The 26,346-nt window shown below is 37.9% G+C and carries 11 protein-coding genes and 1 pseudogene; all 12 read left to right on the forward strand.

Annotated elements, in window-relative coordinates:
• Nucleotides 1-1,592 (forward strand): serine-rich family protein (locus ABD985_RS15535; protein WP_345373289.1); only part of this gene is annotated, 1,592 nt, incomplete at its 5' end.
• Nucleotides 1,593-1,711: 119 nt separating this feature from the next.
• On the forward strand, nucleotides 1,712-4,237 hold the full coding sequence (locus ABD985_RS15540) for a hypothetical protein (protein WP_345373291.1): 2,526 nt from the start codon (nucleotides 1,712-1,714) through the stop codon (nucleotides 4,235-4,237).
• 13 nt (nucleotides 4,238-4,250) lie between these two features.
• On the forward strand, nucleotides 4,251-4,826 hold the full coding sequence (locus tag ABD985_RS15545; protein WP_345373293.1) for a hypothetical protein: 576 nt from the start codon (nucleotides 4,251-4,253) through the stop codon (nucleotides 4,824-4,826).
• A 32-nt stretch (nucleotides 4,827-4,858) separates the two neighbouring features.
• On the forward strand, nucleotides 4,859-9,589 hold the full coding sequence (locus ABD985_RS15550) for a hypothetical protein (RefSeq protein WP_345373295.1): 4,731 nt from the start codon (nucleotides 4,859-4,861) through the stop codon (nucleotides 9,587-9,589).
• A gap of 33 nt (nucleotides 9,590-9,622) precedes the next feature.
• Nucleotides 9,623-13,231 (forward strand): hypothetical protein, encoded by a 3,609-nt coding sequence (locus ABD985_RS15555; protein ID WP_345373297.1) that lies wholly within the window; start codon nucleotides 9,623-9,625, stop codon nucleotides 13,229-13,231.
• Nucleotides 13,232-13,395: 164 nt separating this feature from the next.
• Nucleotides 13,396-14,076 carry a hypothetical protein gene (locus ABD985_RS15560; RefSeq protein WP_345373299.1) on the forward strand — a complete coding sequence of 227 codons (681 nt, stop codon included), beginning with the start codon at nucleotides 13,396-13,398 and terminating at the stop codon, nucleotides 14,074-14,076.
• A 50-nt stretch (nucleotides 14,077-14,126) separates the two neighbouring features.
• Entirely contained in the window at nucleotides 14,127-21,776 is a 7,650-nt protein-coding gene (locus tag ABD985_RS15565) for an RHS repeat-associated core domain-containing protein (protein WP_345373301.1), read from the forward strand.
• A gap of 562 nt (nucleotides 21,777-22,338) precedes the next feature.
• Nucleotides 22,339-23,304 (forward strand): annotated as a pseudogene (locus ABD985_RS15570) (RHS repeat domain-containing protein); the annotation flags it as partial.
• A gap of 1 nt (nucleotide 23,305) precedes the next feature.
• The gene (locus ABD985_RS15575; protein WP_345373303.1) at nucleotides 23,306-23,845 is read left to right on the forward strand and encodes a hypothetical protein; all 540 of its coding nucleotides are present in this window, start codon (nucleotides 23,306-23,308) and stop codon (nucleotides 23,843-23,845) included.
• 396 nt (nucleotides 23,846-24,241) lie between these two features.
• Nucleotides 24,242-25,234, forward strand: a complete 993-nt coding sequence (locus ABD985_RS15580) for an RHS repeat-associated core domain-containing protein (protein ID WP_345373304.1) — start codon at nucleotides 24,242-24,244, stop codon at nucleotides 25,232-25,234.
• A 1-nt stretch (nucleotide 25,235) separates the two neighbouring features.
• Complete coding sequence (locus ABD985_RS15585; protein WP_345373305.1) at nucleotides 25,236-25,730, forward strand: hypothetical protein; 495 nt, start codon at nucleotides 25,236-25,238, stop codon at nucleotides 25,728-25,730.
• 23 nt (nucleotides 25,731-25,753) lie between these two features.
• Nucleotides 25,754-26,101 carry a hypothetical protein gene (locus ABD985_RS15590; RefSeq protein ID WP_345373307.1) on the forward strand — a complete coding sequence of 116 codons (348 nt, stop codon included), beginning with the start codon at nucleotides 25,754-25,756 and terminating at the stop codon, nucleotides 26,099-26,101.
• Nucleotides 26,102-26,346: the final 245 nt, after the last annotated feature.

The following is a 26,346-nucleotide window of genomic DNA, read 5'->3' on the forward strand; positions in this document are numbered from 1 at the left end:
GGGCATCCAGTTTTACGGATGTATCGGTGAGCGGAACAATGGATTTATCGAGTGTAGATGTAAGCGGAGGCGTAACAGTAGGAGGAGATCTATCGGTAGCAGGTAGTTCAAGTTTAACGACCTTGGTAGTATCAGATAATACGAGCATGACAGGTATGTTATCTGTAACAGGCACCTCCAGTTTCACGGATTTAAGTTCCAGCGGCACCTCCAGTTTAGCGACCTTGGCAGTATCAGATAACACGTCGATGGGTGGTACATTATCGGTTACAGGCGCATCCAGTTTTACGGATGTATCGGTTAGCGGAACAATGGATTTATCGAGTGTAGATGTAAGCGGAGGCGCAACAGTAGGAGGAGATCTATCGGTAGCAGGTAGTTCAAGTTTAACGACCTTGGCAGTATCAGATAATACGAGCATGACAGGTATGTTATCTGTAACAGGCGCATCAAGTTTCACTGATTTGAGTTCCAGTGGCACCTCCAGTTTAACGACCTTGGCAGTATCAGATAACACGTCGATGGGTGGCACATTATCGGTTACAGGGGCATCCAGTTTTACGGATGTATCGGTTAGCGGAACAATGGATTTATCGAGTGTAGATGTAAGTGGAGGCGCAACAGTAGGAGGAGATCTATCGGTAGCAGGTAGTTCAAGTTTAACGACCTTGGCAGTATCAGATAACACGAGCATGACAGGTATGTTGTCTGTAACAGGGGCATCCAGTTTCACTGATTTGAGTTCTAGCGGAACCTCTAGTATAGCGACCTTGGCAGTCTCAGATAACACATCGATGGGCGGTACATTATCCGTTACAGGGGCATCCAGTTTTACGGATGTATCGGTTAGCGGAACAATGGATTTGTCAGATATCAATACATCAGGTGATTTAAGTGTCGAAGGAGAACTGTCTGTCGAAGGAACTTCAAATTTTACGGATGTGTCATCTAGCGGTATATCTAGCTTATCTACGGTGAGTATAAGTGGAAGTTCTAGTATTGGAGGTGATTTGAGTGTGGCAGGTGTCACGACATTATCAACACTATCTCTTAATAATAAATTGATCATGAGTGATGATATTCAATTAGGGGAAAACTCAGATGGAAAAATGGCCTCTATTTTACTTAAAAAGCCTGAAGTGGAAGGAGAGAAGTATACAAAAATTACGGCAAATGAAGGCCATATTTTCACTATAGACTCTGATATAGCTTCATCTTCAAACAATGAAGTATTTTATATTAGGGAAAATGGTGATGCAGTTTTACAAGGTAAATTGGAAAGTAAAGCAATTAAGGTGACAACGTCACCAGGTGCAGATTTTGTTTTTGAGGAAGACTATGTGTTAAGGCCGCTTTCAGAGGTGGAAGAATTTATTATTAAAAATAAACATCTCCCTGAAATAGCCCCGGCAAAACAAATGGAGGAGAAAGGATTGGATATGTCGGCTTTTCAGATTCAGTTACTGCAGAAAGTAGAGGAATTGACGCTATACGCTATTGAATTAGAGAAGAAGAATAAAGCTTTGACAGAACGAATGGAACAACTTGAAAAGTTAGAGAAGCGTTTGGAAGCGTTGGAAAAAAAGAATTGATCGTGTTGAATTGAGCAGTAGAGAAATTTATTAAATTTTTTAGAGATAAATAAGCCTCTATCACGGGGTATTTCAGGGTGAGAAGAATAGTAATTTTATCGTTGTTATTGTGCCTTTTTATGAAGGTTCATGCTCAATATATTTATGAAGCACCATTTACGAACGGATATACGGTATTTCGGGGAACTTCGCAGTATGATCATTGGGCAAGACAAGCATCTGAGGCAATTATACTGTCTGGACAGAAGGTGTATTCAGGTTCAGATGCTAACATTTTTTTCTGGAATACATCTGGTAATAGTGTTTTAACCCCTATAGGGTACGGAGAAGAGAGAGAAATCAGCGTATATGGTATAAGAAATAATGTTAATCCATTTATTCCTGAAGTAATAGCTACAGATCATGAGATACTTGTTACATCTCAAGGCTTGATAGATTTATCTTTGTGGACTACGAATTTACCAAACCAGAGTATAGAGTTAGCATCAGGGTCGGAAAATATTATCATCAAACATGAAGGATTTACAGGATACTCTTATCGTATTGGTTATGAGAATATCAGTAAAACCATTCTGATTAATAATTCGGATTTGGATCTAGACCCGGGAAGTATTGTTTATCACGATGGTATATTAAGGGATTCTATCCCTCCTCATGGAGCGTTTGTATTATTTGAATGGGAGGCATCTATTGATGGTGGTTGGTCTTACACTTCGTTAGGTATGGGGCAGGAGTTTCCTATGGGTATAGATTATTTGTATGATTTATCTACTAACGAGGAATATTACGTACGCAGAAAAGCAACCACTCTTGCAGGAGTCGTTTTATATACGTCTAGTATTCGGCTATGTAACCCAGGTCAGATATCAGGAACACAAGTCGTATTTGATGCTGAAGTACCGGATAAAATCTCTTCGGGGGATAGAGATTTCGTCGGTATGGAAAATCCTATCTATGAATGGGAATATTCCGATGATAATGGAAAAAATTGGATTCCCATTTCAGGAGCTACTGGGGTCGAATATACTTTTACAAAAGCATGGGCTGTTGGAGATTATTGGTTTAGAAGAAAGGCTTATCAGTTAGATCCTATAAAGTTACCGGAAGTGTATTCCAATGTTGTTCAACTTCATGTACTTGATCAATTGGAGGAGGGAAGTTTAATAACAGAAAAGGTGATTCGAGAAGGGGAAAGTGTACACTTAAATAAGATAGCTCCAACAGTAGTCAGTACTCTTCAATATGAATGGTATGAGTCTGATAATGGGACTGATGATTGGAGGATAAATACTTCTTTAACAACGTTTGATCCTGAAATATTACCTTCCCATACTAAGTGGTATAAGAGGAGAGTTAAAGGATCTTTAGGGTATGAAGATACAGCACCGGTACAAGTGGTGGTGGTTAAATCTGGAGAAATTGAGGGACCAAGTAATGTATGTAATGGTATGTCTCCAACTATTTCTAGTATTATAGATGGAACGAATGGCTTAGGTACCCATGAATATAGGTGGGAACGTTCAATAGATGGAGGAATTTGGAATACAATAGAAGCCGCTACAGAAGCTACGCTAACAGAGAGTCTTCCTTTAACAAAAAATACAAGGTATCGCAGATTTACAGTTTATAATGGAGTGGAAAGTGTAAGTGATGAGGTAAATATAAATGTAAATGTTTACCCTCCGTTAGCCGTAGGAGGGATCTCAGGGCCCGTAAGTCTTTGTGTAAATAGTGATTTGGGAATGTTATCGGGAGATCCTGCTTCAGGGGGAGATGGGCAGTATACTTATATATGGGAGGTGAATGAAAATGGTTTTTTTGAAGCAATAAACCATCCGAGTTCTCCTAATTTGATGTATAATAAAACTATACAAAAAACAACAACTTTTAAAAGAACAGTCATTGATGGTTGTGGTAATTCAATTGAAAGTGAACATACTGTAGAAGTGACTTCAGGAATGGAGTGTGGACTTTTTGAAGGCTGTAAATCGTACGCAAGATTGAGAACTCAATTGAATGAGTCATTTCATAGAAGTTATCAAGGGAAGTTACTATTTGTTTTTGAGCAATATGAAGCTACATCTAAGGAGTATGAATATCGTTTTTTGGATGAACAGGGTATTGTAAGCAGCCCTGCTTCAATAGAAATGGGATATGGATATAATCAATATGAAATTGAATTGCCTGATGATTTGGAAATTCAAAAGTTTTATGTGTTTGAATTGATGGAAGGAGAACAGGTAATCAATATGTTGCGTTTTTATTATACCCAACCATCGGAAACATTTGATGTGTCGATTTATACAGACAATATAGGAACAAATTGTTTGGGAGGTCAATTGAATGTTAGTTTAATTGCCTATCAATCAGGTGGAATACCCCAATATTATTATAGGTGGTATTTTAGTGCTACTCCTCTAGAAGGAATGGATGAATCAAATTGGGGTGATATAGAAGGATCAACACAAAGTATTCAAAGGCAAAGAGCGATGCCATTGTATATAGCTCTAGTTGCAGAAGATGATTGTAATAATCAAATCATAAAAAAAATAGAGATTGATGAGTGTGAAATTAAAAATAAAGGGATCTCTATCTCTAATATTAATTTCGGAATAGATATAGGAACAGCAGAAGGGACGCTTTAGGAGTTAAAAACAGATGAATAAATACGTAGTCATAATACTTTTTTTTGGATTGATAGGGTGTACTGAAAGACCGGAATCTTATCGTGAATGGGTAATTGAAAATTATACGGAATCTGTTCAAACAAAAACGTTAGAGGTACAGGCTCTATACCGACCTCCAATTTATTTAGCATTGGAAGAGGTAGACTTTCAGGTTAGTGATAAGGAATTGCTCATGCGAAGGACTGAGGAATTAAAAAATACAGTGGCCTTTACAATGGAAGTATCTTCTTTGGATCAATCGGATTGGGTGGTGAAAGGAGCTACTTCTCAGACAGAAAAAGAACAAAGGTTATATTACTTATCTTATCAGTTGATAAATGATATTCATTTATTAGTAAACGGTAAAGTATATCCGTGTGATTTCTTACACTTTGAGCGTACTTATAATCTTAAAAAAGGGAGTAGGAAATTCATTTTAGTTTTTGAAATAGATTCAGAATTAAAAGTGGAAGATAAGGTAAAGTTATCCCTTAGGTCTGACCTTTTGTCACGAAAAGGAGTCGACCTACAATATCAGATAAAAGAAACTCAAGAATTAGAGTTATAAAATTCACTTAAAGAATACTTAAGGTAGTAACGATGAGACTTTTTAGAAATAAGCTATTCAATAAAGTAATAGCGGTATTTTTGACTATACAACTACTTAATACAACGGTAACTATTCCTTTTGCAATAGCTCTTACTTCTGGTCCAAGTACGCCGGAGGTATCGACTTTTCAACATGCGAGTAGTTCGGATATGGTCAATACAGCAACAGGCGATTTTAAGTATAATATACCACTTTTTGAGTTGCCTGGACCTGATGGTGGCTACCCATTTAATTTATTTTATGAGGCTGGCGTTACGATGGAGCAGGAGGCGAGTTGGGTTGGGTTGGGTTGGAATTTAAATCCAGGGGGTTTGACGCGAAGTGTCAGAGGTCTTCCGGATGATTTTAGGGGGGATGTAGTTGATAAAGATGAAGTAAGTACGACGATCACTATGGAACCCAATACAACCCAAAGTTACTCTTTACATATTCCTTCTGGAGTGAATGAAATATTTGGTTTTGATTTAAGGGAAAAGGTGTGGGATATAACAGCGGGTGGTTACCTTAATACTATTTATAATAATCATAGAGGGTGGAATTTCTCAGTAGGGTCGAATATGAGTGTAGGATATACATTGAAAAATAATACAACGATGGGGTTGGATGTTGGAACCTCTTCTGATTTGGTCAATGGAAGTTCTCTATCATTAACGCCAAGCTTATCTTTTCAGGCAAAAGAAAGGAAGTGGCAATTACAAGCTGGACTAGGATTCAATTCTTTGGAGGGAATCAGCCGTATTTCTTACTCAGGGGGAATACATAGGCAGTCAACTTCAGAAAGTGAAAATGCAAGGGCATTGGTTGTTCCTCCAGGAAGTTATTCTTTTGCATTGCCAGCTATGATTCCTAATATTGATATTCCAATGGATGTGGTCACAATGTCAGGTTCATTAAAAGTAGGATTAAATATTTTTTCAGGTATTTATATAGCACCTACATTAAACATATCTACGAGTAAAGAAACGGTTCATAATAGGAAGATTATAAGTCGTCCATTTGGGTATAATTACCTTCAATTTGCAGATGAACATGGCTTAAAAGATTTCAACCGTACCAATGATAAAATAGCTTTATCTTCTAATCCCAATCTTGCGGTTCCACAAATTACCCATGATGTTTATACCGCTTCTGCTCAAGGGATGTCGATGATGTTGCGACCTATGCGGAATGACATAGGGATTTTATCAGATCCTATTAGAAAACAGGGTGTGATTGGCGGAAATATTAGTGCAGATATTAGTGTTAAGGGCTTTGATCATGTGGGTCTAGGAGCTATTAGTAGCTATTCGGATTTTCGTACAGGTGGATGGGAGAGCTCAGGAGCAATGTCTTTTCAGACAAAAACGACCCGAGATGAATTACTATATGAACCGAATTTCTATAAGTCCGTAGGAGATTTGGTGATGGATAATAATAGCTACAATTCTATTCAGAATACGGAAGGGCCTGTTCAAATTCCATTGAATACCTTAACGGATGCTGATTTCACTACATTATATCGAGGAGAATTTGAAGATGGAAAAGAGGAAGAAAGAACTCCAAGAAGTGTCGCAATAGTTACCTATACAGGAAAAGAGTTAAAAAATAATGTAAAGAGTAATATCTCGAATCGTTTGGGATACCTTAGGCCGGAATGGTATAATCAGGGTACAAAGAGAGATTATGAAGAATTGCTCCATGAGGATATTCGAAAGGAGCATCATATTCAAGCTTATGAAGTAACGACTCCGAAGGGGATGCGATATGTATATGGAATCTCAGCCTACAACACTGAACAGGTGGAAGAGATAAAAAGTAAAGAAGAAGATCAACAAACCGTAGAAAGAGAAACGGATAGGTATAATGAGCGAACCGTAGAAGAAAAAACTGGAGACGGTGTGAAAATAGATAGAAAAACGTCTACAGATCCCTATGCTTACTCTTATCTTTTAACAGCCGTTTTAGGAGCCGATTACGTAGATACAGATGATGTTCCTGGTCCTTCAGATGGAGATTTGGGATATTGGGTGAAGTTTACGTATGACCGCAAAACGACTTTCGATTTGCATTATGGATGGGGAACTCCGTTTGAGGAAAATCATTTTTTTTATGATGCTGGAAGTACGAATACTGAATTCTATAACGATGATATGCTGAATCGTAGTTATGGACAAAAGGAGTTATGGTACTTAAAAGAGGCAAGAACTCGTACGCATAAAGCAGAATTTATCTTACAAGAGAGAGAAGATGGCATAGGGAGAAAAGATGGCATAGAGGTAGAAGGTATGAAGCAATTTCGTCTGGACCAAATCAAGCTATTTTCCGTAGAAGACGATTTATATCCTATACAGACGATTAAGTTTGATAATGAGCACTATTCTCTTTGCGGAGGTACACCTAATAGTGCTGCAAATGGAAAAGGTAAACTGACTCTGGAAGGCCTAACTATGCAGTATGGAAAGAGTAAGATTGAGCATTCCTATAAGTTTGATTATTACGATGAAGACCTAAAGACTTATGGTTATGATATAAAGAAAATAGACCGTTGGGGGATGAATAAAGTACTTCCTGATGCAGAAGCAGCATTGGGAGATAGGATTTATAATGACTTTCCATATACCTATCAGGATACAAATGCTGATTATATGAATGTGCGACAGGAGAGTATTAGTGCCTGGAATTTAAAGAAAATCACTATGCCTTCAGGAGGGAGTATTGAGGTTACGTATGAATCTGATGATTACTTTTATGTGCAGGATAAACAAGCCATGTGTATGAATCGGATAGAAGGCCTGGAAACCATAAATAGAGATACATTTGTACATGATAAAGAGCAGTTTAAAATATACTTGGGAAGTGAATCTAAGTTTGAAGAAGTTGAAGAATACCTGGATAACACCGGGCAGGTCTATTTCAAGGTGTTAGCAAACTTCAAGGGGAGTATGACAGGATATGTGACAGGATATGTGACAGGATATGCAGAGGTGAAAGAAGCAGGTTCAGATGAACAGGGGGTATATTTATCATTGAAACCTATAAAGATTGGAAATAACTCTTACCATCCTATTGCGATAGCTGTATGGAATCATATTAAGGAGAAACGTCCAGATTTATTGTACGGTACTGAAGGGCCTTTCAGTAAGAATAACATAAAGAAACTTTTTGGAGTAATGAAGAGGATGTTTTTCATCAATAGTGATTTCTATGCATATATGATTGATGAAGACTTTGGTCAAAAAATAGAATTAGATTATTCCTGGGTTCGTGTTAATGTGAAGGCTAGAAAATTTGGTGGAGGATTAAGGGTTAAACAGCTCAAGATAAATGATAACTGGAAAGGTACAGGGGGAGCTTACTCTTACATACAAGAATACAATTATACAACTATAGATGATGCTGGTACAGTAAGTAGTGGAGTAGCTTCTTATGAACCTTCTATTGGGGGGGATGAAAATGCATTGAAAAGAGGAGAGTATTATACTGCGAAAGGTAATAAGCGACTGAGTAATTATAACCTACAAGAGTACCCCGTGAACGAGCAGTATTATCCTGCCCCCCAAGTGGTATATAGTAAGGTTTCTGTCAGGTCTATAGGAGTAGATGAGGAGGGGGATGAGACAGATGGACGTACGGGTATTACAGAATATCAATACTATACGGCAAAGGATTTCCCTACTATATCGAAGTATACCAATATTGATAAAAAAAGACTACAGTTACCTTTGCCATTAGTGTCTACTTCTTCCCTTACCATGAGTCAGGGCTATTCTATCGAAGTAAATAATATGCATGGCATTTTGAAGTCAGTGCATCATTATGGACTAGATGAATTGGGAATGAAAGTTCCAGAGCCAATCTATTGGCAAGAATACTATTATAATACCTCAACAACATATTTACCGGATGTCGGTAATTATGTAAACAAGAAAAAATATGTAAACAAGAAAAAAGAAGAGCAGGATGACGATGATACCGAAGAAATTAAGGTAGGAGATAAGATAGTGCCATGTCTAGATAATACGGTTAAAGTATGGAATAATGGAATAATAGAAGAGAAACGTATAGGGGTTATAGAGGAGTTGTTTGCTGATAGCAGAAAAAGTATTTCTAACACAGGTACGGTAGGTGTTAACGTTAATGCAGACCTATCTATTTTTCCCCCAATTGCATTTCCATCGGCATTTCCGGATTTAACTTATTCTCGCTCCGCTTTTCGTTCGATTGTGACTAACCGTGTAATCAATAAGACGGGGATTTTGAAGAAAGTCGTAACCTATCAGGATGGTAAATACAATGAAGTGGAAAACAAGGTTTGGGATGCCTTGTCTGGAAAAGTACTCCTTGCGGAAGTAAAGAATGAGTTTGGAGATCCTTTTTACCAACACGTGAAGCCTGCTTACACTGTATACGATCAGATGGGAGCGGCTTATTACAATATAGGCACGACCTTTAGAGGAAGATTAGAGCAACATCCATATAATTCAAAGTATTACGAATTGATTGACTATCCTCTTAATTGGGATGAATCTGCTTTTGTAGAAGGGGATGAGTTTATTGTAGACAATGGGAGTGCAAGGGCAGTTTACTTAGGAGAGAGGTATAAGCCTTATAGCTGGTATATAGAAGGTAACTTATCGAACCCTTCCGTAATGACAGAATTTAAGCTACATCGGTCGGGGAGAAGAAACTTACTGGAAGTAGGAGTAGCCTCAAAACTAAATAATCAGGAAAACTATCAATAAGCTAAATCAGGATTTCGTAAAGTGAAATATGTAATGAAAAGAATACTACTACTTTTTGGCACTTGTGTGGCTTGCCTGTTTTTTAGTGTATTTGGCTATTCTCAAGAGAAAAAAGACTTTATATCTAATTTTGGTTCAGACAAATCGACATTAGATATTACTTGGTATCCTAAATGTGAAAACGATATAGGAACTACAGCTTTTAAAGTGAAAGCGAATTTCTATTATAATATAATATACAATTGTAAAACAAGTTATTTGACTTATTATGTTTATAGGAATAATACGGAAACAGTATCTTCTGGTTACGAAATTAAAGGGACAATAAAAAATGATAACGTAGGTAGGAGTGATTATGTGACTTTTGACGAACAGACTATTTCACCATTTGAGCCTCTTAAACCGGGGAAGTATACTATTTTAGTGACGGTTACAGGCTATACGGATAAAGAAAAGAAAAAGAGTTATGATAAGAAATCAACATCATTTAGTTTTGAAGTGGGTAATGCTGATGATGTGAACATTATTCAAGATCTTCCTAATGAAGAAGGAATTGTAAATGCTTCCTTGGGAGGCCATTACAGTAGTGTGAAGTGGTGGAAAGAGGTAGAAACAGAAGACCCTAATCCGGGAGATGGAGATCCTGATAAACCTTCTATTCCAAGGAGATACACAGAGAGAGAGTATCTGGAGTATGATGGTAATGTTGAAATAACAGAAACCTCTGAATACCATTATTTATATAATAGTAATGGTTGTACACAGACAGGCAAAGTATTTATTGTGACCAAGTTGCCGACCCCTTCTTTCTCTTATACTATACAAGAGTGTTCCAATGGAGTCGCAGAGGTTAAACTGACTCCCAATAATATTTTTACAGGAGAGTTTAGTGAGATTCCGGATAACATTGATATCCGTTACACTTGGGATTTTGGAGAAGGTACTGTTGCTGAGCAAACTAATGGAGAAGTGACGCACTCATATAATATTCAGGGAATTGTGTCTAAGAGTTTTCGGCCTAAGTTATGGGTAGAGTATAAGCTTCCTCAAGACAGTGAGTATAGAAAATGGGAGGTTCCTGCAGCCCAGACAGTTCAGTTATGTAATTGTGGGCAGCCCGAGTTACGACCGACGATTACCTTGGATGTCTCAACAAACACCTTACAGGCAAGAGTAAATGGTAGTGATAGTTTTGGCGATTTATTATGGTTGAATAGTAATGGCGAAGTGGTAGGGGAATCAGCTGATTTACCTATTACTCAAAATGATAGGTATACATTAATGTTATGCGATGATAAGTATACTAGGGACGTATATATTAAAGGTCCTGAGCTGGGTATTGATGTCAAGAGTCTTGACCCGTCTGTAAACCGTCTTCAGTTGATTAATTCTACACAGTATATCCCGGATATCGCTCAGTTTGAATGGAGTATTCAAAAATCTTCAGAGGAAATAAATACTATAGAAAAGTGGTATGATAAAGCGGGTACTAATGGACATACGACATTAGCTGGGTTGGCTTATGAATATGATTTTAAAAGAAATGAGGTAAGCGAAATCAATGGATATGATACTTATCAGGTAACATTATCTTATACCGATATCAAATCTCAGGAGGCTTCTTTGGTGGGGAACATAAGTGCTACGCAAAGTATATCGAAGGATATTCATATCTATGGACCTGATGTCACTATTTGCCAAGAGCGGATTGATGATCATTCTGTAGATCTTATAACATTACAACCTGCACCTGGCGATCATTTAGAATATTTATGGATGTTTAAAGTAGAGGACCCTTATTATGCTCACCTTGGGGGATTTTTTCTGCCAATTTCTAAAGAAAGTACCTTAACAGCTACTGAGAATGGGGTATATAAAGTAAGAGTGACAGATCAGTATGGTTATGTAATGACTTCTCCAGAAATTAAGGTGATTGCGAAAAAACCGGAGGTATGCTTTGATTATCAGATGAACTGTCTCTACGATATATCTATGATCAATTTGACAGGTCCTTTGCCGGAAGGGGCTACTTTTTTGTGGAGTACAGGGGCAGATGGAAATGGCGATGGACAGGTGGATACGAGTACAGCAAGACACCCAAGGTTTACTTTTCCGGAGACACCGGCCTCTTATACCGTTAATTTGACGGTAGAGTATCCTGTTGAGGGGTGTGAGGGAATAGAAATGGAAACGGTTTCTTATCAAAAAAGCTTACAGTTGGGGGAACTTCCGAATGTAAATGATGAGGTGATTTTAAATGAGGAAGCAGAATCAGGCTTACTAAGTATTAGTGCTACCACCTATTCTGATAGTCGTTTCTTAGATGCAGGGTTAGTACAAGGAGCAACGATGTCACACCCAATCTTAGAGACTAACCCTTTTGTCAGTGGAATGGAAGGCGTATGGCATTCAGCAAAGACATTTTCGTACTATGATGGGTTGGATAGGAATACTCAGTTTTCTGGGAACGAAATAGTAAAAGACTTAAGACAAGAAGGTTTTTTTACCGCCACAGCATTTGACTGGACCTCTAATGGAGAAGAAACGTTGGATGGATGGAAAAATATTTCTTCGTCAACAAGGTATACCCCTTATGGTTACGAAGTGGAAAGTAAAGATATTTTGGGAGTGTATTCAGCAGTATTATACGGGTATAGTCATCTACATCCTGTAGCTGTTGCTGCTAATGCACAGTACAATGAAATAGCTTTTTGCAGTTTTGAAACAGGGGAAGGAGCTGGAAATCTTAGCTTTTTACACAATGAAGACTACAGTGAAGTGGTATTACATACTATTCCAGTTTTACGGGCCGAAGAAAATTATGTAGAGCTGGGGATTTTGAAGTCTGAGTTTGACCAATTAAGTGGAGCAGAATTTATGATATCAGGAACTTCTAGGGCTGATGAGAATACTTTTACGGTAAATCAGCTTTCGGTGCAATGTACTTATGGGAGTGAGAGTGATAGTGTGACTAAATTATTTTTGAAAGGACCTGGCTTGCAAGGGGTCGGTACTTGGAAAGGTGAGTTAGGGTATTACAGCTCAAAAGAGCTTGTATCAGATGAACAATTGCTATCCAGGAGTGATGTAAAAGTGCACAGTGGTAAACATTCACTGAAAGTAACTGCATCTACACCTTTTGTGAAGCAGAGTGATTTACATTTAATAGAGGGAAAAAGGTATATGATAAGCTTATGGGTTCACGTAGAAAACATTGAAGAAACCACTTTTGCCGATGACAATAGAGGTATAGCAGTGAAGTCAGGAAATACAACCGTTTTACTAGAACCTGTGGGGGAAATTATTGAAGGCTGGCAACAAGTTCGCGGAGAGTTTTTGAGTGAAAGTACTGCATTAGAACTTGCCTTTAAAACCTCGGGAAGTATGTATGTAGATGACCTTAGAGTTTTCCCGTCTAAAGGAAGCTTACAGACCCATGTATACGATCCTTCTAATTATAGACTCATAGCCACACTTGATCAAAATAATTATGCTGCTTATTATTTTTATGATGCGGAGGGAAATCTTTTCCTAACCAAAAAAGAGACGGCGGAGGGTGTTATGACGATTCAAGAGAGTAGAGTTCATAAAAGTATACTGGCTAATGACAATGAAACAAACACTGAGAATGAAGCAAATTAATTCTGATTTATGCACTGACTATTGCATAAGCGTTATCAGTGATTATTTACTGTATTTAAAAAGGATGTAAAGACACTTCTTTATTGGGGACGTTGTGTTAGAAAATACTTCGAATTTAATCTATGTGTAATCGTGGGTGAAAAGCATTAAACGAGCATATTTTTATGTATAAGTACCTATTTATATTAGTGATAGTATCGCCTTGTATTGGAAATGTTTGGGGACAATCTAAAGGATTGAAAATGTTACAAAAGTCTATGGAAGCTTATGGTAAGCTTTCGGACTTTGATTTACGAACAAATACGGTAGTATATGGAGGGGGAAGTTCTATGCCTGTGATGTCTACCCGTACGCATTCTATTAAAAAAGATTCATTGTTTTATCAGGATAATGGGTTTTCTAAAATTGTTAGAACAAAAAGAAAGCTATTGATCCTTAATGAGGAAGAGAAAAGTATATCTGTACAACCTGCTTCGTTTTTGAACAGTAAAGAACAAGCCATTGAAAAAGACCTATTTGATCAACAACTTTTAAATGCAGATATAAGATACTTAGGAGAGCAAGAGGGAATGTATTATTTACAGTTGAAAGCTTCCTCCGAAGCTTATGAAATGGCTGAAATTTACCTTGAAAAAAATACAAGTCTGCTTAAAAAGATAATTTACCATTATAATGAAGAGGATTTTAATGGGGTCAGCAAGGTGATGATGAAAATAGATATATCACCGGTGAGTGAAAGTATGGAGTTATTAACAGAACGGTATTATCTCGTTCGAGATGGAAAGGAAATTAAGCCTAGTAGTAGGTTTAAGCATTTTACGATTCTTCAGCCTACTCTTTTTTAAAGGAGCATTAAAAATATTTGCCATTAACTTTTTCGCATAAGCTGTTTCTCATGACTAATATAACACGCCTGTTTTTTGCACTTATAGTTTTACTTCTGTGGATAAATAGTGCTTGGGCACAAAACAGTAATAACTTAGAGCTAGAGGTAGTTCGACCTTATAAACTAAGCGATTATAATCTTTACAACGGAAAACAATTCAGGTTTTGGGATGGGACTTATGCTCAAGGACAGTATCAGTTAGGGATAGCTCTACGATACCGTCAGGGGCTAAGTACGATACAAGAGGAAGAATGGAGTTATTCTCTGGATTTCGATTTAAAAGAGGATAAGAATGGGGAGGTGACTGATTTGGGCAGTTATACTTTGTCTGTATCTAATAATATTTCTCAATCTCTTATTATACCTAAGGATGAGAATGGCACGCCAAACATTATAGAGTATCATAATGACTTTGTTTCTCAGAGCTCCAGATTTATTGTTGAGATTATAGGCGTTTCTGATCATCTTCCTGAAGAAATGTTGGAGAATCTATACTTGGAGGGAAGAATCTATAGAGATTACCAGTTACAAGATACTCAAACCTTGGATATTGCTCATAGTACGGTTCTTGACGATTCTGATAATAGCTACTATCAAATTAACTGGGGGTATAGAGAGGGAATTGCTGCCTATGATTTAGAGTGGGTATTTGTTGATAGTAGAGAACAGGAAGTAGATGAACAGGAACTTTTTGCGAATGGTGAAGCGGTTCGGGTAAGAGTTTCCCAACAGTATTATCGTATCCCTAAATCATATGCTAAAGGAAAAATCTATTATAGATTAAGGGGCGTTGGAAAACATAAGGATAACGAGAACCAACCAGTCGTGGGAAGTTGGACAACCCCTGTCAGTATCTCAGTGGCTGAGGGGATTCAGGAGGATATGGTTTGGCAGACGATAACTTCTTATGCGGAGGATGGAAAACAAAAACAGGTAGTTTCGTATTATGATGGTAGTATGAGAAACCGTCAGAGCGTTACCAATCTTAGTACAGAAGGGAAGGTAATGATTGCAGAAGCGTTTTATGATGAGGTCGGTCGTGCAAATTTAACAGTCTTGCCTGCTCCAGCAGAAGATAATACCCTGAATTATCATACAGACTTTAACGTATTGAATGCTGATGGTACACTACAGGCTAATTCTGGCGCAGGAAATTATTATAGTCAGGACAATTTAGATCCGTTTAAACCACATGCAAATGGTAAGTTTTATACAGAAACGGTTTATAAGAATGATAATACAGGAAGAGTCAGGGAACAAGGGGGGCTTGGAGAAGCTTTTCAGATAGGTGGGGAACACACCACACGTTATTATTATACAACGCCTTCCAAAGAAGAATTGGCAAGGCTTTTTGGAGAGGATAATTTAGGAAAAATTTCTTTTTACCAAAAACAGGTGGTCATCGACCCGAATGGACAAATTAGTTTATCCTATTTGGATGGACAAGGTAGAGTGATTGCTACTGCTTTATCGGGCGACGCTCCAAAAGCTTTGGATGCAATTTCAACAGTTCCCCCTTCACCATTAGTGGTTGACCTGAGTGCTGCCAATGAAATTATTTCGGAGAATAAAGTAACTTCCTTGGCCAAGATCTTCAATGAGAACGTAGGAACAGCGCATCAAATACGCTTTACTTTTACTGGGAGCTCAACGACTATAGGCGAGGAATGTACAAATTGTGAATATGATCTGGAAGTCTATGTTTATGACCCTGATGGATATGAAATTGAACATAAAGTTTATCCAGTAGATAAAGCAACTTGTACGGATGACTCCCCTTTTAATACTTCATTTTCATTCACAGCCGAAAAGGTGGGAGAATATACCATCAAGAAAAATATAGAAGTCATGGAGGGAGGGATGAGCTGGAGTACTTATCGAGATGAGTATTTAACAGCACATGCTAGTGAGCAAGTACTTACACAGACCGAGGAGAATGCGTTGATTGAGAATTGTACATATCCTATAGTAACAGAAGGGATTGATGATTACTCGGGGATTGTACAAGAACTTTACGCTTCTTCATGTGATCGCATATTGAATAAACTGAAAGAAGATGCTGAGAAAAAAGGAATCGAAGTCGAGTATCACCCAGAGTACTGCCATTATTTAAACTGTCTGCAGGAGGCTACAGATACTTATGAGGAGAAACAAAAATTGACCAAGGTGGGATTAACCTGGGAAAGTGGAGCCAGTGGGTTTGGGGTGAGAACGGCTTCGGCTTCTGTAGAAGATGTGGTGGATGCGATTATTGCGAATGACCAATACTTTGCCGGGGGTAGAGGGAAGGATCCTTATGGGGAGCAAAGGGATATTCTTCCCACAGGTGAGATGTATAAAAGACTTTTTACAATGTATACCTATGGTGAAGAGGAGTATACATTGGAGGAGATGCTTAGCTACAATCCCAATGTGGGCGTAGTGGGTACCGTAGAAGGAGAAGAGGTATTGCTATTGTATGAGGGTTTAACAACAGAAACTGAAAAGTCAGAGCGGAAATGGCAGTTGTTGGCACAGCAGTACATCAAAGCTAAGCAGGCGATCAAGGACGAAGTAAATGCCTACTTAGCCTCTTGTGAAGAAGGGTGTGCTTGTTCTTATGTTGAAGGGGGAGTAATAGAAAAACCAATAAGTACGCCTGAGTGGGACCCGGTGACAGGGATGTCTTCTCCAGAGCAAATGAGACAACAAGTGGAGAAGGATATCAATGAAAAAATTTCTTCGGAAATTGATCTGGCAAAAATAAAGGCGGGCCTTGATGAGCCCCTTTATCCTTTTGATGAATTACAAGGCTTTCAATCATTAGAGGATTGGAGTTTTGTCAGGGATTCCCTTGTAGCGGATAGTTTGATGGTTGAAGAGAATTGTGAAGAGAAAACCATTACCTTGGAGCAAAGTGAACAACTATTGAAGTTGGATGGTCAGTCTATTATTGAGGCAGAGGATTTTAATTTCAATTTAGAGAAAGGGTTTACTTTTACGGCTCACGTGGATTGGGATGAGTCAGAGAGTGAGTCCCAAAAGCGTTATCCTATTTTCTATACTCCTCAACTGGGACTCTACATTGAGAAAACAGCTTCTAATATTAAGCAGTTGGTGTTTCGCTATGGCTCCTATACGACGACAGTTCCAATTACGCAAAGTGCAGAAAGTAACTGTGGACATCAGGTGGCTATTTCGGCCAAAACGCTATTGAATACGGAATATTTAAAGGTAGATTTCTATTGGGATGGAGCGTTGTTAGCATCCAAGAAATTAGGGGCACGCTATTTATTTCGTGAAGGACTTTATAACAGGGGTATAAAAATAGGAGGAGGACGATCTGCAATAGAAGAAGAGGATGATACCCCTATTAAAACGTATGATGGGAGTTATACCTGGGAGCCTAGTAACTACGAAAAGGAGGCGTTCCAAATGCAGGTTGACTATTTCACTTCAGGCTTGAGGAAAGATGCGAATGGGAAGTACTATGTCTACAAGGGAGAACCGTTTAATGTATCGGCAACGATCAGCAGGGTGTCTACGACTGAGTGCGTGGAAGACAGGATAGTACTTCAAGAAGATCCAATGAGGACAAAAGATAATGTGCAGGGGACTGTACTTTATGGCGCAACAACGACAGTCAATAATGGATATATATTTGGAACCCCGACAAAGGAAACAGGTATATACTCAGTAGAGGTAGATCTCAACTGTGGTTGTTTGGTTACATACGGTGGAGACGAGAATTGGGGGTATATACGTTTGCACAGGGGTAGTGAAAAAACACAAGAGTTAATACAGGTTGAGGTAAAAGAAAGACCACTCACTGTAGGAGATGAAATGTTTATAGGTTCTATCAAAGACATCAAGGTATGGAATGCGCCTTTGAGTAAATCACAGTTGTTTTATGCCGCTTTCCAGCATGCAGAGGCAGAGTTGCCGATGAAAGAAGAGCTACTAGCAATATGGAGAGCCAATGAAGGAAGTAATCGAAGGATTAATAATTTGGTACGCTCAGGAGTTGATGCTTCTATTATGGGTTCGGTTAATTGGATAGAAAACCCTTGCAAAGATACTGGATCAATGACATATACAACATGTGATTATAGTATAAGTCCAGCGTTGCAGGCAGATTTTGAGCGATTGAATACCTTGAAAGAAGAAAACTGCCAGGAAGAAACCCGTATGACTTTGTTATCTCAGAAAAGGGATAAAGTACGGGAGGATGCTTTTCAGGAGTATCAGCAAAATAAGGCTAACCACTGTCTATATAGTATAGAGGAAGAAAAAAAGAAATTTACATTTAAAGAAACCTTTACTGATACCTATAATTCTTCTATTTATCACTACACCCTCTATTATTATGACCAGGCAGGTAATCTTGTACAGACAGTACCTCCAGAAGGGGTGAATTTGGATGATAATTCAGGAAATCATTCTTTGTTCACCCAATATAGGTATAATACACTGAATCAGATAGTATGGCAATCTTCTCCGGATGGAGGAATTACGGAGTTTGCCTACGATTCTAAAGGGCGCCTGAGATTTTCGCAAAATGCACAGCAAAAACTGGAAGGGAAGTTTTCTTATACACGTTATGATGCATTGGGACGCGTTATTGAATCAGGAGAAGCAAGAGATACTACATTAGAAGCAAGTGATTTGATAGATGAGCTTCTTGAATATGTAGATATTCCTGAGTATCCTCAAAAGGAAGAAACCGAACTGACCACCATTACGCATACCAATTATGATTCTTATATCTCCAATGAGTATCAAAGTCTGGCTGTCAATAAAGTACTCTCCAGTACTACATTGCCAGAACAAACATTGGTACAGCAGGATATTAGGGTAGAGGGAACTTCTTCTGTCAGAAGAGGAGAAACAGTAACCCTTACAGCGGGTAATAGCATTGTACTTCTTCCGGGCTTTACGGCTGTTGAAGGAAGTTATTTTACTGCGGAGATTGAAGAAGAGATATTACCCAATCGTCCTTTGATCTCTTCTATGAGTCCCAATGCGGAGAAAATGAATTTCGACGATAACAATTTGAGGGGAAGAGTAGCCTGGGTAGAACGTCTTGCTACAGAGGAGGCAGAGCCTGTTCTGACTTTGTATGCTTACGATATTCATGGAAACGTACGACATTTAGCCCAGCAACTCCCAGGACTGGAAGCTCGGCATATTACCTACGATTATGATTTGATTAGCGGAAATGTTAATGAGGTGACCTATCAGCCTGGAAGTTATGATATGTTGAAACATCGTTATTCCTATGACGCCGATAACCGCATCACACAAGTGGAAACCTCTAGGGATGGTTATATCTGGCAGACGGATGCGACATATGAGTACTACCTGCATGGTCCTTTAAAACGAATAGAGCTGGGGCATCAGAAGGTACAAGGACTGGATTATTACTATACGTTGCAGGGATGGATTAAGGGAGTGAATCAGCCTAAGGGAGTTACCGCTGTTTTAGGAAAAGATGGAGAGGTGAATGGTGAACATACTATGATTCCTTCAGATCAATTGGCATACATGCTCGGGTATTATGATGGGGATTACGAGGCTGCCGGAGGAAGTATATTAGCCAATCAAACTGACCTATGGAATAAGTCGGCGAGTATTCTTAATGGAGAAAAAGGACTGTACAACGGCAATATCTCCTGGATGGTGACAGACCTTCCTTTCCTGGATAAACTCCAAGAGACAACGAATAAAAGCGCCAATGCCATGCTGTATAAGTATGATCAATTGCATCGTATTAAAGAGGCACAAAGCGCAGGCAGTTATACTGATGCAGTAAGCCAGGAAGTTGGTAGTTTAAGCAATAATCTCAAGTCTTCGTATACCTATGACGCTAACGGTAATCTACAGACGTTAGAGCGTCATAATAATGAGGGTGACCTGGATAATGATCTGGAATATATTTATGATCAAACCAAAAAGAATCGCCTATTACAGGTGAAGAACAGTGGGGCGGAAGTTGTTACCAAGATTCCTGCTTTTGCATCCCAAGATGCAGGGCAGAACAAAAAATTAGGGGTAGCAAATCAAGACGCTTATAACTATCATTATGATGCCATAGGCAATCTGATTGCGGATAAATCCGAGCGATTACGTATTTATTGGAATGTGGACGGAAAGGTAGCTCGCACCGAAAAGTACGAAACGGCTGATGCTCTTTTTGATGGAAATGGACAGGTGATTACCTCTACGAATACAGATGAATTATTAGCCACTACGACCTATATCTACGACGCTTCCGGAAACCGTATCAGCAAGGAGGTAAGTGCTGGAGAACAAACAACGCTTACCCAGTATGTAAGGGATGCTTCTGGTAATGTGATGGCGATCTATCAGGATGATGACTTGAAGGAATTACCACTTTATGGAAGCAGCCGATTAGGAATTTACAGACCTGACAGTACTACAAATGTACTTAAGGTAGGAGAAAAATATTATGAGCTAAGCAACCATTTAGGAAACGTCTTGGCTACGGTTACCGATAAAAAAACGTATAATGGGGAAATGTTTGAGGCAGAGGTTGCATCTCTTTCAGACTATTACCCTTTTGGCCAGCAAATCCAAGCCCGCAGCTTTACCACCGATGCCTATCGCTATGGGTTTAATGGGAAAGAAAAAACATCTGAAATTCTTGAAGGAAGTTATGATTTTGGTGCTAGAATTTATGATGCTAGAATTGGTAGATGGTGGAGTGTAGATCCTGAAAAAGCCCGAGCACCAGACCTGACTCCTTATCGATTTGGTTTTAATAATCCAATACGATATTTGGATCCAGATGGCAAATGGGAAACAGATGGTCATTATTGGACCGTATATTTAATTGCTCTAATGTTGGAAATACCAAATGCTGCTGAAATTGCATACTATGCTGAACTTCCAGATTCAGAGATGCATGCTGATTATGCTTGGATGAATTATTCATGGGCGTCTCCTTTTCATCAAGAGCAAACACATGCTTTGACAGGTAGTAGCGATAGATTTTTAGAACAATCCATTACAGCTTCTTCATTGAGAGTGGTGGGTTATGGAAATAATAAAGAGTTTGGTCGTTTATTACATAGGTATGGAGATACCTATGCACACAGTAGAATGGATGGTTCTGGTATGTATGGCAAAAAAATTAATTTGTCAGATTCAAAGTTTTCATTGCCATATACAGATGAACATAAGAGTGTTCACGGCCCTAGACCAGATTATATTTATGAAAGACCGGAATTATATAAGGAATATGTAGAAGCTTTACATTATGAGCTAAGTAATAATCATTCTTATAGGTTGGGAGCTTTAGCATGGCGACAGGCATTTGCAAAATGGGAAAATGGAGGAAAACAGATTTTTGATAGACTCCTTTCTTATGCTTCAGAAAATCAAGTATCCTTAATAGGAATTATCAATTACGAAGTCGCAAACTATAAAAAAGAGAATTCCTTCATGGTACATTACATACAACATACTCCCAATTCTTGGATTTTTCCTATAGGGTTTGCTGGTGATGGGACAGAAACCTTTACTCCTCATTTGGAGCATATAGAGAATACAGAAAAGTATTTAAAAAGTAAGGGGGTGTCTTACTCCACAGAAAAAATATACAAGGATACGGCTCAGCATGGTAAAATTTACACAGGAACTAAATTTCATATCAAATGAGAAAGGTCATTATATATATAATAACGATTCTTATTGGGATATTTACTGTTCCATTCTTTTATATGTTAATATTTTTGGAACACGAAGGTAATAAAGTTGGTGTAATAAATATGATAGGATTGATGTATGTATATGGAATAAGTGCTCCATTAATATACTTAACATTTTTTATTCCTAATAAATGGAGTTCTTTCTTTCCGCTTATTATCTATATCATATTTATTCTTTTCACATTACCATATAATATTGATCCAGATGATCAAAGCGCCACAGAGGCTTTATATCTAGCTGCCTTATATGCGCTAGTATTTGGAATACTTTTTTATAAGAAAAGGAATCGTTAAGGGTTTTCTGCCGATGAAATAATCTCCCTATTCAAAGAATTCAGCTTTGCAATACTATTTTGATAGGCTCAATAGCGGCAAAGCGCTCTTTGAACAAGCTGTTTTACAGCAAAGCATATTAAACATTTGCGTGTTTCTAAGAATTCCCCAAGCCTCCCCACACCAAGTAGGGAGGCTTTTTTTGATCCCCTACGCCCCATACAAATTCTTTTGGCCAACAAATCCAAGCCCGCAGCTTTACCACCGATGCCTATCGCTATGGATTTAATGGAAAAGAGAATGACAAGGACTTTGGTAATGCACAGTTAATTCAGGACTACGGCTTTCGCTTGTATAATCCGGGGATTGGGAAGTTCTTGAGTGTGGATCCGCTGACCAAGGAATATCCTTGGTATACGCCTTATCAGTTTGCGGGGAATAAGCCGATTCGATTTATTGATTTGGATGGAGCGGAAGAATATGATCCTTATAATGATATGGTGGACCCCTACTTGACTGCAAGGTTAGTTAAAACGGCAATTTATGACATAAAACATGCCTTACAAAATACTGGTGCTCGAATTTTAACTTCTGAATATAGATTTCGATACAAAAAGAATGAGAGTAATGAAGAAATTTTTGAGACAGAAGTATATAAAATCGAAACTAATTCATGGATAGATATAGCTAAAGACCATGGTTCTGCTATAATGGATGTGTTCACCGTCTCTTCTTTTGGTAATAGAAAATTAGATGCAACTGAATTTTTCTCCAAAAATGGATCAAAAAATCAATTTGTTAGAAGTACAAAAGAATTATTTTCAAATTTAATGCCTGATAAATTAGCTGATGAATTAAGATCTGCAGAGAATCTAGGTATAGTACCACATAATGTAAATAAAAATGGAAATATAGATAATGTATTAAAAGTAGATGATGGTGTAATTAAATGGGCTGTATTAGAGAATGGAGAATTTATGATGATGCCTAAACATAAAAATGGTATTGAAGTATATCATCCTGTTTTATCAAAAGGCAAGAATGTTTTAGCAGCTGGAGAGGGAACGATTGCTGGTGATGCCGATTTAGGCTACTATATTCTTGAGTTTAACAACTACAGCGGACATTTTCGACCATCACAAGAAAGTTTAGATATAGGTAAAGAAGTATTAAAGGAGAATTTAAAAACTCTAAATGAATTCTAAAATGAGTAAGGATCAATTATCAGTAAATCAATTAATCCGTAAATCTCCTAACGATGTACATCGTTGGTTAAATTCACTTAAGACAACAGATATCAAGAAGATGGATTTTAATTTCTTACTACTAGCTGACATATCTAAACAGAATATGCTGAAAAGTAATGCTGTTGAGTGGGGGTACGTAGCATTAAGGATATATGAGATTTTATCAGAGATCTCAGATAGATATGAGGAAAAAAATTACTACAAAAAGTCATCAATGTATTGTAGGGTTACTTCAATCCTTACATTCGGGCATAAACAGAATGATATTCTACTAGACTCTAATATTATTAAAGATTGGTTATTTGAAGACTTACAAGGCTCTGTAGAAGAGCTTCGTAAATTAGCATTAGAGTGGAAAAAGCTTGATATCTCAATCATTAGATATTTAAAGGAACTTAAAATTAAGTTAGGCATGATACATCAATTAATAGAGGCTAATGAATTAAAAAGCTCAAAGGAAATACAAAAATGGCAAGAAATCTATCAACTTTTACCTTAATCAAGTGACTTAGGTTTATTGTGTAGACTTGCAACAAAAAAGTGAAGAATCAGTTAAACTAGGTATAGTTCCCCCATTTTTCGGACTGCATTCTAAATCAATAATTTCGTAAATTGCAGTACCCGCTCGTACACAATATATTATGTTCTCATAGATAATGAGAAGCCTAACTAGCAGCAGTTAATCGTCTAAAAAAGATAGCTTAAGGGTTTCCTTGGGCCAAGGATGGCGAAAGTACCCCCTATTCAAAGAGTTCAGCTTTGCAATACTGCTCCGATAGGCTCAATAGCGACAAAGCGCTCTTTGAACAAACAGTTTTGCAGTAAAGGATATTAACCATTTACGTGTTTCTAAGAATCCTCCAAACCTCCCACACCACCAAGTAGGGAGGCTTTTTTGCCCCCTACGCCCCATACAAATTCTTTTGGCCAGCAAATCCAAGCCCGCAGTTTTACCACCGATGCCTATCGCTATGGGTTTAATGGGAAAGAAAATGATAAAGACTTTGGCAATGCACAGCTAATCCAAGACTACGGCTTTCGCTTGTATAATCCGGGGATTGGAAGGTTCTTGAGTGTGGATCCACTGACCAAGGAATACCCTTGGTATACGCCTTATCAGTTTGCGGGAAATACTCCTGTGCAGGCAATAGACCTGGATGGGCTAGAAGAGTATCATTACCTCTTTACAAAAGAGAATGGTAAACCAATCATTACTTTTTCTCACGAAAGTGATGTCTATGCTGTAGATACTAAATTATGGAGTGCTGGCGACCCTATTCCTGAAGGAGAGCAGTATTATATTCTCCATCATGAAGATGCTTACTGGGGAGATAAAACTTGGGAGTTTTCCTCTTATCAGGAACTGATGGGAGTGGAAGATATCTCCGACTTAGGAGCTCCCAGGGAGATGAAAAGGGAAGCAATGGTGAATATTGCAATGTCTTTTCAGCCTCCTGGAGGGATTAGGATGCAAGGTATCAATAATAAAGCGAAAGGCTTTAGAATAAAAGGACCTGGAGCAGCAGGGAAGGGGAGCATTAAGCCCGATAAATACATCATTTATCATTATACAAGTAAAAAAGGCTATAACGCTATTCGATCAGGGAAAGATATCACATTTAAAGTAATGGGTAACAGCAAAAATGGAAGGGCTGTTTGGTTTTCTTCAGATTCTCCTGATTTTTTGAAAAATCATAAAAATACAGTAAAAAAACGATTAGGTGTAACGCGTGAAAAATCAGAGTATTATTTTAAAATTGAGATGACCGCTGAAGAGTATAAGAAGTTAGGTAGACTGAAAGGAGACAGAGGTGAGCATATTTATAAAAGTGAAGTAAATATTTCTATTCCTAAAGATAGAGTAGAAATGGGTAAAACGAATTTTTAAAATGACAGGATTAGATTATATACTATACCGGGATTATTCCATAGACAGACAAAAAGTTTTAGAGAAATTTCATAAAAAACTTAAGTCTATATGGCCAAGTGCTTTGAAAGAGGAGTGGGAAGATCCGACCTCAAGTAAAGATAAGGTTGAGTTGTTTTTCTCTAAAGATAAAGACATGTATGAAAGACATGATGAATTTGGGTTTTATCCTGATGAAAATGGAGAGTCATGTTTTCTTATTGTAGCAGTAAAGAAGAATAATATTGATGAAAAGGTTATTTCTACTTATGAAGATGGATCTTTGAGTGGAGAAATAGATATTAAGTTATCTAAACTTCAGGAATGGACAATCGTGTTACCAGAGAGACTTACTGAAAATAATTTTTCTTCCAAAATATATCATCTATTGTTAGAATCAATAGATGATCAAATATCTAACAGGTTAGCTAAACCTGTTCAGTATTATATTAACAAAGGCATCAAAGATAGGGAGTAAACTTTGTGTCCCTCTGAATAAATATGGAAAGATTATTAACTAAAGAGGAATTGCCAATTGGGTTTGAATATCCTTTGTCATTCCTAACGATTGTAAATCAAAATCTTGTAGATTTTGACCCTTGGATCATTCTAACGGAAAAGCGTCTAAGAGAAAGGTTATCTGGAGTGAAACAACGGTACCCTAATAGAGAATTAGTTCCTTTCGCAAGAAGGGAAGATAATGATGATATAGCCTGTTTTGAAAATCAAAAAGGGGTAGTCATTATCCATGATTTTGCATCAGAAGGGTATGAAGGAGGAAAAGAAGTTATATCTTTTTGGGACTATTTTAGATTAATGGTTGAGGATATGATAGAATACAACAGCTAAATCTTATCTTCCCTATTCAAAGAGTTCAGCTTTACAATACTGATCCGATAGGCTGAATAGCGATAAAGCGCTCTTTGAACAAGCATTTTTGCAGCAAAGCATATTAACCATTTACGTGTTTCTAAGAATTTCCCAAGCCTCCCACACCACCAAGTAGGGAGGCTTTTTTATACCCACTTTACCCATACAAATTCTTTTGGCCAGCAAATCCAGGCCCGCAGCTTTACCACCGATGCCTATCGCTA

The organism is Algivirga pacifica (assembly GCF_039543525.1).
Taxonomy (GTDB): domain Bacteria; phylum Bacteroidota; class Bacteroidia; order Cytophagales; family Flammeovirgaceae; genus Algivirga; species Algivirga pacifica.

Bases quoted from the DNA above. Each gene is read 5' to 3' on its own strand.
- ABD985_RS15540 (WP_345373291.1), top strand. From the start codon at position 1,712: ATGAAGGTTCATGCTCAATATATTTATGAAGCACCATTTACGAACGGA.
- ABD985_RS15545 (WP_345373293.1), top strand. From the start codon at position 4,251: ATGAATAAATACGTAGTCATAATACTTTTTTTTGGATTGATAGGGTGT.
- ABD985_RS15550 (WP_345373295.1), top strand. From the start codon at position 4,859: ATGAGACTTTTTAGAAATAAGCTATTCAATAAAGTAATAGCGGTATTT.
- ABD985_RS15555 (WP_345373297.1), top strand. From the start codon at position 9,623: ATGAAAAGAATACTACTACTTTTTGGCACTTGTGTGGCTTGCCTGTTT.
- ABD985_RS15560 (WP_345373299.1), top strand. From the start codon at position 13,396: ATGTATAAGTACCTATTTATATTAGTGATAGTATCGCCTTGTATTGGA.
- ABD985_RS15565 (WP_345373301.1), top strand. From the start codon at position 14,127: ATGACTAATATAACACGCCTGTTTTTTGCACTTATAGTTTTACTTCTG.
- ABD985_RS15575 (WP_345373303.1), top strand. From the start codon at position 23,306: ATGAGTAAGGATCAATTATCAGTAAATCAATTAATCCGTAAATCTCCT.
- ABD985_RS15585 (WP_345373305.1), top strand. From the start codon at position 25,236: ATGACAGGATTAGATTATATACTATACCGGGATTATTCCATAGACAGA.
- ABD985_RS15590 (WP_345373307.1), top strand. From the start codon at position 25,754: ATGGAAAGATTATTAACTAAAGAGGAATTGCCAATTGGGTTTGAATAT.